The sequence below is a fragment of the Streptomyces polyasparticus genome, from assembly GCF_014493765.1.
Lineage (GTDB): Bacteria > Actinomycetota > Actinomycetes > Streptomycetales > Streptomycetaceae > Streptomyces > Streptomyces polyasparticus.
In genome coordinates, this window is the sequence record NZ_JACTVJ010000007.1 from 540021 (window position 1) to 554107 (window position 14087).

Below are 14087 nucleotides of genomic sequence, written 5' to 3' on the forward strand. Positions count from 1 at the left end.
CCGAGGTGATATCACGGCGGTGATACGAGCAGTCGCCGCCGCCGAAAGAGGTTCAGGCAAGCGGGAGTTGGTGCACGGTGCGCCACCGGTAGGCGGCATCCTCGCGTCGTAGTTCGACCAGCTCCACGCGGTCGATCTCGACATGGACGGGAGGTAGCCGGCGCAGCGGGAGGATCGCGTTCCGGACGGGTTGGGCGTCCATGGCGCGGTTGCAGTACGCGATGCCGATATGCGGGCGCAACGACGAGGTCGGCTTGCCCAGCGCGACTCCGGCCTGCGTGCAAGCCTCCGACAGTGAGGCGTGCAGGTCGAGCAGCGGTGTCCAGGGCGCGACGCTGTAGCGGATCGCGCCCCGCGACGCGGTCAACGGCAGCGCTTGCGCCGTGAACGCGTTGAGCTGGCGGGAGCCCGCAGACTCCACCAGGCGGTCCAGCCTCTCGTTAGTGATGTCAGTCGTGAGGCCGACGCGGCCCATGGTCAGGTGCAGACCGTCCTCGGCAATGGCATCGAACCGCAGATCCCTCACGGTCTCCTGGCAGTGGCGGGCCTGGTCGATCAGCGCGGTGGCGTGCTTGAACGTGAGCATCCAGTAGTACGCGCGAGTGGTGGCGCTCCAACCAGGGCGCTCCCAGTGGTTGTTCATGGATGCCACCTCGGCGAACGCAGCCCAGTCATGTGCCGCGATCACAGCGGGATCATCAAGGTCAGGCGGGAGGGCGGGGGGAAATGCGTGGGGATCTGTCACGGCCTGCACCCTCGGCTCCTCCGCTCTCGGTCAGGCGAGTCATCCTGGCAGACGCGGCTACCTCGCGGGCCAACGGTTCCGCCCGCCACACACTCAGGACCTCCCGGTAATCGCGCACGGCCGGGTGGTTGCGCCAGCGCGAGACCTGCGTCTCAAGCTCGCCGGCCCTCTGCACCACGGAACGAATAGGCGGCCCGTTCCGCACGTCCAGGGCACGACGCCCTACAGCCATGGCCTGCTCAACATCGGGCTGTGGGTCGCTGAGCAGAGCGGTAGCGACATCCAGGCTCACGAGTGTCTGAGTCCACGCCGAATCCGACTCCTCGACCAGCGGGGAGATCTGCTCGGCATACGCAAGCACCTCCCCGGTATCCCCGAGCGAGACGTGCGCGGTGGCCGCATTCGCGAGGGTGCGGGCCATGCTGTACGGGGCGAATGCGATGCATGAGGTCAGCCCCGACGGCACCGTCACACGCCCGGTCAGTTCCAGGGCCTTGCCGATCGCCCGACGCGCACCCTGCGCGTTTCCCTGCTTTCCCAGCGCCCGCGCCGCCCCGTTCACCAGGAGTCGAATGGCCTGCGGATCGCGGGGATTCACCGAGATCCCCGCCTCGGCCCATCGCGCAGCTTGCTCAAAACGGCCCGTGTAATAGGCACCCAGCGACCGGGTCCCCAGCGCCCACATCATCAGCTCCTGGTCACCGATCTCTCGCGCGAGCTCATACGTCTCCGTGCAGTACGCCTCCGCCAGCGCCTCACGGCCCGCGTTGACTGCCATGTAGCCCAGCAACCCCGAGGCTTGCGCCGCCAGCCGGAACAGTGCCCGACGCTGCTGCGGTAACTGCCGCCCGTCGAGCCGCTCCTGCACGAAGCCTCGCAGGCGGTTGGCGCGCGGTGCTGAACGATGCGGACCCGCCGCCTCGTAGCTGCCGACGATGTCGTCGACCTCGTGTTCCAGGAGGCTGAGCGTCGTGTCGTCGACGTTGGAGGAGGTGGTGGCGTTCAGCCGCTCGGCGATGGCGAGTGGGCTTTCCCACTCGTACTCCACAAGTGGCTTGACCGGCATGGAGATCTGCGGGGGGCGCGTTTCTGCCCGCGCATTGCTGCGGGACAGAAGCATCGGCAGCACCTCGGTCGGGACCTCAAGGCGTTCGAGCACCGGCATGATCGTGTCGATGTGGCGCAGGCGCCGGGCACCGGACTCGAGCATGGACAGCGTGCTCTGCGTCAGTCCGGTCAGCTCACCTAGATCCTGCTGACGTAGGCCGGTGAGCTCCCGCACTCGGGAGAACAACGCACCGAAGTCCCATCCCGCCAGGGCTGAGCGCACGGTCTCGTCTTGCCATACGGAGTCCGGCAGCCGGCTGGGCGGCGAAGCAAGGGGTGCTTGTGTGCGGGAGCAAGCTGAGCACACCGAATCGGAGTTGTATCTGCTGAGTGGGCATGCGCAGCGCGCGCACCGGCGTACCTGATCAGCCGACATCGTCGCCTCCCTGGGCCCCCTTGCGACATAGATGGAGTCAACCACTCCCGATGTGCCCCAGGCCATACCGCCAGGATGCTGCACGCGGCGCATGGCGCGATCAGGTTGCCTGGACAGTGCCATGTGCATTCCTCTGAGGCCGTGCGGTGCACTGCCCTGAGGGTTTGGCCTGATCCACATTGTGTTTGCAAGGGCATTCGGGTCAGGATGATCCAACCCCGTGGTGCGTGTGTTCCGCATGCGCAGGACGGGATTGCAGGGCTGGTTCGGGCTCTGCCTGTAGACCGAGATCCACGGGGGTGGGTTCGCGTGAAGTTCGACATGGGTGCGTCAGTGCTGTCGAATCTGCGGTCGCAATCGCAGGGTTCGAGCGACGATCTAGGGTCGCTGATCCGTCAGTTGATCGCTGCTGCGCAGCCGCTGGAGGGCCGGTTCAACGGCTCCGGCAAGGCGGCCTTCGACTCCTTCAAGAACAATTCGGACGAGATCACCGCAGCCCTGAACGGCGCGCTGTCGGCGATTCTCGGCGGCCAGACAGGCATGGACTCGGCCTTCGGCACGGGCGACCAGGAGTCGGCGGACAATGCCCGCTCCAACATGGCTGCCGCGAACTTCGACGCCGCCCGCTTCGGCGGCCGCTGACTGACTGGGGGATCTGAATCATGGCTTCGAATGCTGACCGTCGCTCGTACGACGTGGCCGCGTCGTCGGACGCGCAGGGCAACATCCAGGGCGTGATCGCACGTCTGGAGCAGGTGATCACGGACCGGGACCGTGCGGTGAAGGCGGCCATGGCCGACTTCCAGGCCGACGGTGTCTCGGACTCGTATCACGACAAGGAACTGCGCTGGAACCGCGCCTCCAACGAGGTCCGCACCATCATCCAGCTCCTGAAGACCACGCTGGAGAAGAACGACGGCACCGCGCAGCAGACCCTGTCGCGCGCGAAGGCCGCCGTCGACTCCATCGGCTGAACGACCGCGCGCCGCTCGGTGACGGCGCGGGAACGGTTCGCCACGATTGATCGCTCAGGTTCTTGTTCGTACGGGGGTTGTCGATGACGCGCTGGGATATTCGTCCGCAGGGTGTTCAGGGCCAGTTGGAGAAGACCGGTGAGATGGCCGGTGAGGTGGAGAAGGCGCTGACCGCCCTGCTGACGCATCTGCAGGAGGCGGCTCAAGCTGCCGGGACCGCGGTGCTTCCTTCGCAGGCCGAGACGACGGTTCCGGGCAAGCGAGGTCCGGATAACTCGCCGCTCACCCAGAAGGCGATGGGGCCGGTGGCGGCCGGGATCGGTGAGTTCGTGCAGGGGAAGTCGAAGACAGACTTCAAGACCATCGCCGAGCGGATCGAGGCGTCGATGACGGGCGCCGCATTGGCGACCCGCGAGTACGTCGAGGGTGATCTGGAGACCGCGAAGCAGGCCCAGGATGCCGCCCGCACCGTGAACCTGGAGATGCTGCGGGACCTGCGGGGCCGGCAGTGAGTGACAACACCGAGCCGGTCAACCCGAACGAGGTCCCGGTCTTCACCGGCAACTTGGAGGTGCTGGAGGAGAAGGTCACCGCGCTGCGCAAGGACGGCGAGAAGATCTCGGATGCCGCCGGTGACGTGCATGTCACCTTCGGTGGGCTTTCCGCCTTCTACGAGGCTCCCGAGGCGGAGCAGCTGTTTGCGACCACGTTGCCGGTGGTCGGCGCCGCCGACTCGCTGCACCTGGACGTCTCCGACGTCGCCTCCGCGCTCGGCGACTACGCCGACACCGTGCGCCCCCTGAAGAACCGCCTGGAGCAGCTCACGCAGGAGGCCATCGCCTTTCGCGACATGACGATCGCCGATCCGGACTGGCGCGAGGACGGCGACCTGATCGACGAGAACGAGGCCCGGCGCACCGAGATCGGCAAGGTGTGGGGCCAGTTCATGGAGGCCGAGGTCGCGTGCCAGAACGCGATCGTGGCGCTGGTGGGCGGCACCGGGCTGAAGATGAACGGCAAGCCCGGCCAGAAGGGCTACTACGGCTACACCGGTGACGTCCTGTCCCAGGTCGAGGAGCTGCCCTGGGGGAAGCCGGTCGAGGAATCGGTGCCCTGGTACCAGTCCTACGAGCATGTCGGTAACTTCTTCACCGGCTTCGTCATCGACGGCGGCTGGGCCACCATCAAGGGCCTGGGCACCCTGGTCGGTGTGGACGGCTGGGACAAGGCCGGCGAGGCGTGGACCGGCCTGGGCAAACTCGCCACAGGTCTGGCGCTGGTCGCCAACCCGCTGACCGCGGGCGCGTTCCTGCTGACCCCGGACGACAAGCTCCCCTCCTGGGTCCGTGACTCCCGCACCGCGCTCAAGGAGACCGGAAAGGCGATGGTCGCCTGGGACCAGTGGGACACCCAGCCCGGTCGCGCCGCCGGCGCGACTACTTTCAACGTCATCACCACCGTGTTCACCGGTGGCACGGGCGCCGGCCTCTCAGCCGCGGGCAAGGCCGGCCTCGGTGCCAAGGCCGCGGCCATGGCCGGGAAGATCGCCAAGTTCTCCGACCCCGTCTCCCTAACCTTCACCGCCGGCTTCAAGGCCGGTACGAAGGTCAGCGAGCTGATGGCCGGCCTGAAGAACATGGGGTACGGCAAACTCCCGACCGGTGTCATCGAGTTGCCCGAGGGCGCAGTGCATCACGCGGACGGCACCGTCGGTCTTCCCGAGGGAGCGGCCGCCCCCAAGGGCCTCACCCCAGCAGCGGACGGCACCTACCGGGTCCCCAAGGGAGTCGATGCCGTCCCCGTCGGCGCCATCCCTGACCCGCGCGTCAAAGGGGTCTACCTCCGCCCCGACGGCGCGATCATCAACGGCCGAGGCGCCGTCCTCAGCCACCTCGACGAGACACTCCCCGAGCCCGGCAAGAACCGGCTGGGCAACGCCGACGAAGCGAACGTGATCGGCCGCGTGGATGATCACGTACTGGTCGGCGCCGGAGCACGCGCCGAAGCCGGCGCGACCATCCCAGCCCGGGCTGAGGCCGCCATCCCCGACGCCCGCATGGACCTGGAAACCGGTGGTGGTACGCGTGGCGCTGGACCAGGGGGCCCGGCGGATAGCGCCACCGGCGGCGGGACGCGCGGTGTCGGCAGCGGTGGTGCGGACGACCTCGCGCGCGGTTCCTCCGGGGGACACGAACCGCCCGCTGGAGCCAGGCGGGGCGGTTCCGGCGGCGGACTCCTCGACGACCTTGGCCGGCCCGGAGACGATGCTGTGTCCGGGGGCGACGGGTTGGATTCCGCCCCCGAAGGCGGTGCCGACGCCGGAAGTACTCCCTCGCCTGATGAGCCGCGTGGTTACCGTCCTGACGATGAGCCTGACTTCTCTCGTCCCGCACTGCCGCCCGGGAGGTCCGAGGTAACTCTGGGCGACATCCGCAATACGCGCCATTGGGAGGACCGGTGGAGGGGAGGCCAGGACTACTTCCGGGATATCTACGGAGGCAGCCCTGAGCGCCATTACCCGGTACCCGAGAACGATCATCCCCTTTATCCTGTCTCGACGCCGGGCGGAAGGTACGTTGATGTCCCGGTGGACATGCCAGGGGGCCGCACGCTGGGGGTGGAGGTCAAGACGTACCTGAACTACCGAACCATCACCCTGGACAACGGCAGCAACAAGGCCGTCAAGAACGAGGTCCCCCTCAACGCGCACATGAAGCAAGAAATCCACAAGGATCTAGCACTTCGACGCATGGATCCGAAATTCGATCCCCGATGGGTCTTCACTCACGGAGGCCCGTCGCCAGCACTGCGGAAATACTTGACGGACGCCCGCATCATCTTCGTCGAGTACGGGCCGCACCCGAAGAAGAACTAGCGACCGCCACGCACCTGAGAGACGCACAATGCCCCAGCACAACCCGCAAGTTCCACCTGCTGACCTGGCAGAGTGGGCCACGCAAATGCACAGGAACGCCCTCAGCCTCGCAGACATGCTGAGCGTCCCTGAGAGCACCTACACGAGCAATCCGCTCAGCCTGCTGCCGGCACTGCAGAACTACGTGTCTCGCCTTCCGCTGAACCAGTTCGAGCAGTCCGACTGGGCTGCCCTGCACATGGATCTCACTTCATACCTGGCCGACGCGCTCATCCACCTGCACGGTGTGCGTTGGGTGGTCGCCGAGGACCCCTCATCGCCGCGCGGTTACCGCTATGTGATCGAAACGGCCAACTCCGAAGCGAGCGCCAAGCGCGTCGACCCTGCCGACGTCGTGATGGTCGAATTCAGGAACCTGCCCATCGAGGTCGTACGCATGATGGCAAGCGCCGAACTCTCCTTGGGCTTGTCATCCTCGGCTGGCGAAGGCGAGTAACGGACTGCATGAGCGACCTCTTCGAACTCCAGCTTTCCCTGGACCTTCCCAGCGATCTGAGCGACAACGAACTCAGCTCGCTGCGCTGGCATCTGGGCGCCGAGGACCATAAGCCTCTCGCCGATCCGGACGATCCGGACAACTGGCCGCTGCTCTGCTACCGCGGCCCCGCCACACGCATCGGCGGCCTCGTGACCGGTGACCTGCAGCACGGAAGGCGCGGCTGGTCTCTCACAGTCCGCCAGGAAGTCCACCCCGACGGGTTCTCGCTGCTGGACTCCCTGCTGTCCTGGCTCGGCGCCCGGACGACGACCATCGGGACTGTGGGCTCCCTCCGCTTCCTTGAAGACCACGTCCCGGACCTCTTCATCGCCGAAGCGGGATCGATCACACGCGTCGCGCTGATGCAGCAGCAGGCCGAGGCCACCCTGCTGCCCTATGAGTAGGCGCCCGTAGGTCCAGGGGTGGCTGCGCCGACCTTTCTGGGACACCTCTGCTGAGCCGACGTCCCTCCGATGGTCAGGCGATACCGAAGTGACGGCTCACCTCGTCGATCGTGAAGCGGGCGCGGAGCTTGCAGGCCGAGTTCTGGTTGGCGAAGAAGCCCGTGCGCCATAGCGCCTTCGCGCGTGGCACGGAAGCCTCCCACGTGACAGGCACGATCCACTCGCGTCGATCCTCTCCGCCCTCGGCGTCCAACACCTGCACACCGGCCCGGTAGTTGCCTTTGAGGGGGAGCTCGGCCATCTGTTGGTCCTCTCCGCCGACGCTCAGGACCGCCTCTTCAAAGGGCTGTGGCTCGCCGGACACCGTGCCGACGCCCACGTATCCCGTCTTGGGGATGTGGGTGAACACCCGCGCCCCCATGGGGAGGGAGCGCAGCGTGCGGGAGAACCACTCGCCCCCGCCGGCCGAGACGAAGCCGTACTGAAGTGCGTCATCCCAGCTGCGACTCCCGGCTTCCTCGCCGAATGAGACGTACCAGTCCGTGCCGTTCCAGAGCTCTTGCTTCCCACGGGCCTTGGAAGCGGCGGGTGTCGCGGCCGTGTCGGCTTCGTCGATCAGCCAGGTGCGTGCGAGGTAGGAGCGGCCTTCGTCTTCGAAGTGGCGGAAGAACAACACGTTGAGGGGGACCTGGTAGCCCGAGGCCAGGTAGGTCACGATCCGTTCGGTCGCGGCGTCGATCTCGCTCGCGACGACCGTGAGGTGGTGGGTGCTGTTCAGTGCGTCCGGCGGGCTGCCGCCGAAACGAAGCGCGAACGCCTCGTCCAGTTCCTCCGCCAGCCCGCGCCCTCGCGCGTATGCCCCATAGATCTCTCGCACCTGCTCGTTGCTAAGGTCCTGGACCCACGACCCGTAGTCGAGCAGCTGGGCGACGACCTCGCGGGGCGTGCGGTCCCGCTTGAGCTCCAGAACGTGAAGGGCTCCCTCGGCGTCTATGCCGAGCAGGTCAATGAACTTCCCGTGGTCGGTCTGCACCTGGCGACCGATGAGAAGGAGCGTCCTGCCCACGATCTCCGGGTCGGCCTCGATGAGTTCTTCCAGCCGGGCCTCCAGCCGCATCGGTCGCGTAGCCACCCGCACCGGCTTGTCATCGACCCGCCACAACCCGAACTCCAACGGCATCTCGAGCCCCCACTCCATCGGTGCTGGCCACAGGCGACTGCGCGAGCCTCGGCCCCCGCTGCCGGCTTACGGATCCGTACGTTGGCATGCCTTGCCACAGCTGCGGAAGGTCATTTTTGGTATACGAGCACACGCGCCCTTCTATTCGTACGTTGCCTTCCACCGCTTCTGGTGCCGCCGGTCCCCCTGCCCCAGGCCGTTCACCGCAGTGAGCGACAACAGCGAGGCTCCGTCGTTCCACAGCCCGAGGTGATCGCGGTGGACCGCGAGAATGCTGTTCTCCGTGGCGAACTTCGCAGCTGGCCCGCTGAAGTACGTGGTGGCGGCAAAGATCGCGACGTCGGCCTTGAAGTGCACCTTCGAACCAAGCAAGTCTCGGACCTCCCTGCTGGGGATCCTGCTCTTGGGAGCGTACCTCTTGCACTGAATCACCATCCGCCGCCCATCCGGCAGGCATCCCAGCACATCAGCCCCGTTGTCGTGAGACCCTCCGACTCTCTTCACGTCAGTGCACCCGTCACGCCGGCACAGGTCGACGACGAAGTCCTCGAACTCCGTCCCCGTCATTACGTCGACCTCGGCGAGTGTCCGGTGACCGGCCTTCACGGACTCGTCCTGGCGCCACTGTCGATCACTGTCTCGGATTGACCGGTCTGTGCGCCACAACCGCCAACCGCCCAAGGCGGCTCCCCCGAGTATGAGTACGCCCACGAGATGGGGCCAGATCGCTGACCAGAACACCGCCAGCAGGACCACGACCAGCCCCGCAGCCACAGCACCGGCTCTGAGTTGCTGCCGACGCTTCCGCGCAGCCGATCCCCGCCGCCTTCGTCTTGCCGCCATGGCCCACCCCCGGATCTCAGAAGACCAGTGTCGGGGCCTGTGGGGGCAGCCGTAAGGGCGCTGACCAGCCAATGGCCGAGTCGTGTACTCCCGCGGAGGGTTTCGTCCCGTGACGCGAAGGCGCTCGTCTCATGGCGCAACGTGCTGTGCGATTCCGGCGCAGCGTCATCGCTCCCCTGCCGCAGGCTGACCGACAGAGCTTTCAGATCATTGTGGCCGATGAGGTTGTCATGGGCATCGTCCAGGGCGCCCAGCGTCTACGCGATGCTGGCTTCTCCGCCGGCCTCGCCATGCGAGACGGAGGCTCGGCCGACTAAGCCACAGGGAGGCCACCCCCAAGAAGCTCTCTAGAGAACTGTCGCACGCGCCGAAGACGTCCTGTCGCAAATAGTGATCTCCACAAGACCATTCCTCCTACGCTGCTTGGGTGTCGGTCGTCTCGGAGGGGTGGGCATGAGGGCTTTGGAAGATCTCAAGAACCAGGTGCGGTCACAGACCTCCCGCAGATACGTAGAGGAGGCTGTGGCCGCGTACAACGCCGGCGCGTACCGGGCGGCACTCATCTCCACGTGGATCGCGGTGGCAGCGGACATCATCAGCAAGACCCGCCTGATGGCCGAGCAAGGCGGCATTGCACGCCAACTGAGCGACGAACTGGACCAGGCCATCAGCACGGAGAACCGTCGTGACCTCCAGGAGTTCGAGCGCAACTTGATAGTTCAGGCGCACAAAGGATTGGAGCTGATCGGCTCACGCGAAGCCGAGGAACTGCACCGTCTCTACCAGGATCGGCATCTCTGTGCCCACCCTGCCTTCGTGTCAGACGGTGATGACCTCTTTTCTCCCTCCCCTGAACTCGTACGCGCGCACCTGACCACCGCTGTGGACGCTCTCCTGGCGCAGCCTGCGATTACCGGCCGCAGGGCACTTGAGAGGTTTGGGCGGGAGCTGGGGTCCGACTCGTTCCCTGAAGATGATGCGCGGCTCAACGATCATCTGCGTGCCAGCTACATGGATCACGGGACGAAGGCGTTGAAGGAGAACTTGGTCAAGGTCGTCTGCAAGGAGACGCTAAAGCCCGAGGTCCCATTGCGGCAGCGCTGGCGCTGTGCCCGTACGGCGAGGGAACTGCGGAAGATCGCTCCCGGGTTGTTTGACGAGCAGCTTCGCGTCGTCCTGGACCGTGTGCAGAACCACCTCGACGACGCTGGCCTCATGGCCCTGGTTAGCGGCCTGTGCTACGTACCCGGAACTTGGGATGCACTACACGATGGAACGCGGGCGCGCGTTGACGAGCTGCTACGCAAGGCCAAGCCCCAAGATCTCATGGAGACGCACGTACTCTTCTACGGCCCTCTCCCTCCCGCACCTGTCGGGAAGATGCTGCTTGACCGGCTTGAGGACATCACGTCCCCCAACGCCGTACGGGGATACACGGGTCCGCTGGCCAACTACTTCGGGGAGAATCCCGATCCACAGCTGGTCCCGAAGCTGACTGACTTGGCCGCGCAAGCGACCTCATACGAAGGCGGGGCGGCTATCCTTCAAGTCCTCAATGGTGTCGCACACGCGATGACTGACCAACAGATGGCTGCCCTGCTCGAGGTTTGCATGTCCAACGGACAGATATGCGGTTCTGTCCTGGGGAGTAGGCAGATCGATCGAATGCGCTGGCACGGGCCGCAGGGTGAACTATCTGAGGCAGCGTGGGCAAAGTGGGACGCTCCCAGAAACCCTGAAAGGGCTGAAGGCTTGGCCGGCTAAGGGTCTGCAGAGAATTAACTTGCTGGTTCTGAGACTTGACTCCCCAAGTCAGCGCAACACAAGCACGCACGTTGTTCTTCTGCGGGCCCTAACGAGCTCGTGCATGGTTGGCGGTGGCGCGTCGGAGTCCGAGGCCCGATCAGGCAAGCGTCGTGGGCATCCGGTGGTCTCAGTTCTGGTCTCATCCACCTCGTTCAGCACCGTTCACCGAGCCTGCCCACCAGCGAGTCCCAGCAGGTCACGACACCTACGCTCACCGCTGTACCTCAAGACGAAGACTTGGAAGGCGTGTTGGGGCAGATGTCTGACGTGTGCGCGCCTTGCCTCCTCCGCGTCGCTCACACGAACAAGACGAGTACCACGCCGGTGTGGTACTCGTCTTGTCTCAGCTTCCATTCTCCTAGTCGATGTCCAAGGGCCCCGGTTTCTGTGGTTTGTCTGAGTGCTATTCAGACCGCTACTCGGTGGCTCCTCCCTCTGACCGTTCTTCGTCCCCGGACCCTGGCTCCGCATCGATGGCCTCGCGCCGGTACTGCGGGTGGTCGAAGTCCATCTGGCGTGCCGCATGTAGTGGAACCGGGTAGCGGGCGCGGTCGGACCAGAAGAGGGTCTGATGGCACAGCCGTGCGGTCATGGCCGCCAGTGCTGCACGTGCTTCGTCGGACTGTCCCCCGATGGGGAGGATCTCGGTGGCGGTCATGGCGTAGTAGTTTTGCGACATCTCACCTTTTCGGCGCTTCGACCGGTCTTCTGACTGCACCGACTTCTCGGCTTCCCACCGCGTGCGCTTGGACCCCAGTCGGCCGGCGCCGCTGCCGTCGTAGGCGCGCGGCACGTTGCACAGCAGCCACACCGGCGTTCCGAAGTCCCTGGCGACTTCGAAGAGCAGCGTCGAGGTGTCCTTCTCGGCTGGCTCGGCGCCTTCCTTCTTGCCCAGGTGGGTGACGCTGACGGGTTGCGGAACCTCTTCGCCATCCGTGTTGAGGCGGATGATGGCGAATGGGGCGTCCTGACCGAGCCGTGCCCCAGGGAGCTGATACCGGCTACGTTTGCCGTCAGTTCCGGCCTGCCCGAGATGTTCACCGAGACGCACGTTCTGCAAGCCGTCCCACATGCGTCGTGCGGACTGCACGTCCACCGTGACCGTGTAGGGCACGCCGTCCAGCTCGTCAGTGAGGTCACCCAGGGCGCGTTCCACCATGTCGGCGGCGCCGTCCCACTTCTGCCGATAGCTCGTCGTTTCGGCGGAGGGCTCGGGATACGGGTGGGTGTGGAAGGCGTTCTGAGCCGACCGGTAGGGGCGCCACACCGGGGCTGTGGAGCTCCAGCCGAGCAGCGACCATGCCCCCTGCGGCGACGGCGGGGGGATCAGCGCCGTGGCCGTAATGATGATCTTGGGTTCGCCCTTCTCGCCGAATCGTCGGTTCTGCTGTCGCACGTGCACGCCGACATGTGCCAGTCGGTCGACCGGGAATCCGCTCGTGCTTTGAAGGGCGTTCGAGATCCGCTCGTCGGTGATACCGAGCGAGCGGTACAGGTCGAGCAGAGCCATCTGTGCCGGGTGATCCTCGCCGCCCGGCTCGATTACTCCTGCCTTGCCACGGCCCATCAGGTACTGCGACGGGGTGTCGAGACGGGCCAGGACGGCCTTCGTTTGCGGCTTGGCGTCCAGATCAGTGAGGTCGCGAGCATCGATGCCGGGGAAGTCATCGGCGTGCGGAAGTTCGGTCTCACACCACGCGCCGACCAGGACTCCGTCGCGGGACCTGAGCGAGGCGCCAACAGCCGCGAGTGCCTCCGCCCGGTCCCGCCCGCGACCCGGCCGTAGGAAGTCCGGCACGTGATGGAAGACGGCGGTAATGCGGCCCTGGTAGAGGTCGAGCTCGACGCCTTCCTGGGTGTCCAGGCCGACAGGGCTGAGTCCGAACGCGTGGGAGAACGTTTGCAGCATGCGCTGCCGGGTCTCATCTCGGTACCACAGACAGATGATGCGGAGCTTCTTGAAGCTGGCTTCGTCGACCGAGGCACAGAGCGATTCCGCCGACGGGAAGAGGCTGCCACGCGGCCGCAGTGCCTCCTTGCTGCCGGTACGCTCTCGCTCCTCCTTGCGGCGCTTGTACTCCTGTGCCGAGATCTTCTCGGGGTCATTGGGGCGCTGTGGAAGGGTCATCGTGGACTGGCGCATGGTCAGGCGCTGGGCATCATCACCGAAGACGGCGTCTGCGTGGGCACGCAGGAGCCGCAGGTGGTGCATGCCCACTCCGGTACCGATGGGGTGTTGGTAGTTCTTCGCGGGAATGGGCCAGATCTGGCCGGGGTGTTCGGGAGGAAACTGCAACTTCTCCTTGTAGAACCTGGCTCGCTCGCGAACCTCCTGCTCACGCTCCGAACGCTTGGCGATGGACCGCAGAATCGAGTAGTCCATCTCCAGCCGGCCGAGCGTTTGCAAGGTCTGCCGCGGGATCGTCTTCATCCCGCCCCGCCCATTGAGCTTGATCTCCAGCACAGGGCGGCCCTCCCCAGGCTGGACAGCAAGCGCTGTGGAGCTGAAGATCAACGACGACGAGATTCGAGAGACGCGCGAGTCCAAGAGCAGCACAGGGTGCTGCACGTTCGGCAGGGTCTTGAGGCGCACCGCCGTGCGGCACACGGCGTAGCGACCGCCGCTCTCGTTCTCCCAGGGCTCGTCCAGCGCGACCAGGCCGCCGGTGGTATCGGGACGCGTCGTAATTTCGCGACCGTTGGAGAGCTGAAAGGGCACGGCTGCGAGGCGCTCCGCAAACTCCCAACTCACGCTGTTGTAAAGCCAGTTCGGAGCCTCCGGCTGTGCCCCCTTGGCCCCGGCCAGGTGCTCGCTCAGCGCGAATTCTCGCTCAGGGGTCCGCGCGATGCGCAATGCGAGCTCGGGCGGCTGCCGCAGATCGATCATTTCTGCCTGCTCGCCGAGTGCCAACCCGTGCATCAAGGTGAAGGCTTTGCACAGGAGTCCGCTGTCGATCGGCTGTCGGGACACCAAGAACGGTGCCGCGCCTGTCGGCTCGAAATGGACGTACCCGCCTGTGATCACCTGGAGCACGGTCGTGGCGATGCTGTACGGCGCCTGGGCTTCCTCCTTACCGAAACGCTTCCTGCACTGACCGGTGAATGTGGCCCACAGCTTGGCCGTCTCCGTATCCAGCCTGCGTACGTGAACCGTCGCGTTCCCCACCAGAGAGGGAGTACAGCGGTAGGCCAGTGCGTGCAGGTACTTGCCCGGCTCGAGGTTCTGGTCGTTCACTCGT

General features: G+C 65.8%; 12 protein-coding genes. 7 read left to right on the forward strand and 5 right to left on the reverse strand.

Translation table 11 applies throughout. The annotated features are described in order from the left end of the window. Positions 1 to 52: 52 nt before the first annotated feature. The gene (locus H9Y04_RS18075) at positions 53 to 643 is read right to left on the reverse strand and encodes a 2'-5' RNA ligase family protein (RefSeq protein ID WP_236070953.1); all 591 of its coding nucleotides are present in this window, start codon (positions 641 to 643) and stop codon (positions 53 to 55) included. 61 nt (positions 644 to 704) lie between these two features. After that, on the reverse strand, positions 705 to 2075 hold the full coding sequence (locus tag H9Y04_RS18080) for a helix-turn-helix domain-containing protein (RefSeq protein WP_187814898.1): 1371 nt from the start codon (positions 2073 to 2075) through the stop codon (positions 705 to 707). Positions 2076 to 2537: 462 nt separating this feature from the next. Between H9Y04_RS18080 and H9Y04_RS18085 the strand changes: the two genes are divergently transcribed. The 6 genes from H9Y04_RS18085 (at position 2538) to H9Y04_RS18110 (ending at position 7019) form a co-directional block, all read left to right on the forward strand. Next, positions 2538 to 2870 (forward strand): hypothetical protein, encoded by a 333-nt coding sequence (locus tag H9Y04_RS18085; protein ID WP_187814899.1) that lies wholly within the window; start codon positions 2538 to 2540, stop codon positions 2868 to 2870. Between the two features lie 20 nt (positions 2871 to 2890). Further along, positions 2891 to 3202, forward strand: coding sequence for a pore-forming ESAT-6 family protein (locus H9Y04_RS18090; RefSeq protein ID WP_187814900.1), 312 nt, complete (start codon positions 2891 to 2893; stop codon positions 3200 to 3202). 83 nt (positions 3203 to 3285) lie between these two features. Continuing rightward, on the forward strand, positions 3286 to 3714 hold the full coding sequence (locus H9Y04_RS18095) for a DUF6507 family protein (RefSeq protein WP_187814901.1): 429 nt from the start codon (positions 3286 to 3288) through the stop codon (positions 3712 to 3714). A 53-nt stretch (positions 3715 to 3767) separates the two neighbouring features. Further along, positions 3768 to 6077 (forward strand): hypothetical protein, encoded by a 2310-nt coding sequence (locus H9Y04_RS18100; RefSeq protein ID WP_187814902.1) that lies wholly within the window; start codon positions 3768 to 3770, stop codon positions 6075 to 6077. Positions 6078 to 6192: 115 nt separating this feature from the next. Further along, on the forward strand, positions 6193 to 6573 hold the full coding sequence (locus tag H9Y04_RS18105) for a hypothetical protein (RefSeq protein WP_236070955.1): 381 nt from the start codon (positions 6193 to 6195) through the stop codon (positions 6571 to 6573). A gap of 8 nt (positions 6574 to 6581) precedes the next feature. Next, positions 6582 to 7019: a hypothetical protein gene (locus tag H9Y04_RS18110; RefSeq protein WP_187814903.1), complete on the forward strand. Its 438-nt coding sequence runs from the start codon at positions 6582 to 6584 to the stop codon at positions 7017 to 7019. A gap of 73 nt (positions 7020 to 7092) precedes the next feature. On the opposite strand, the gene H9Y04_RS18115 is transcribed toward H9Y04_RS18110, so the two are convergent. Both H9Y04_RS18115 and H9Y04_RS47745 read right to left on the reverse strand, forming a co-directional pair. Next, positions 7093 to 8199 (reverse strand): endonuclease NucS domain-containing protein, encoded by a 1107-nt coding sequence (locus tag H9Y04_RS18115; protein ID WP_187814904.1) that lies wholly within the window; start codon positions 8197 to 8199, stop codon positions 7093 to 7095. Between the two features lie 141 nt (positions 8200 to 8340). After that, positions 8341 to 8805: a restriction endonuclease gene (locus H9Y04_RS47745; RefSeq protein WP_308801021.1), complete on the reverse strand. Its 465-nt coding sequence runs from the start codon at positions 8803 to 8805 to the stop codon at positions 8341 to 8343. Positions 8806 to 9495: 690 nt separating this feature from the next. Between H9Y04_RS47745 and H9Y04_RS18125 the strand changes: the two genes are divergently transcribed. After that, complete coding sequence (locus H9Y04_RS18125; RefSeq protein ID WP_187814906.1) at positions 9496 to 10806, forward strand: hypothetical protein; 1311 nt, start codon at positions 9496 to 9498, stop codon at positions 10804 to 10806. 457 nt (positions 10807 to 11263) lie between these two features. Here the strand turns inward: H9Y04_RS18125 and H9Y04_RS18130 are convergent, their stop codons facing one another. Then, positions 11264 to 14083: an RNaseH domain-containing protein gene (locus H9Y04_RS18130; protein WP_187814907.1), complete on the reverse strand. Its 2820-nt coding sequence runs from the start codon at positions 14081 to 14083 to the stop codon at positions 11264 to 11266. Positions 14084 to 14087: the final 4 nt, after the last annotated feature.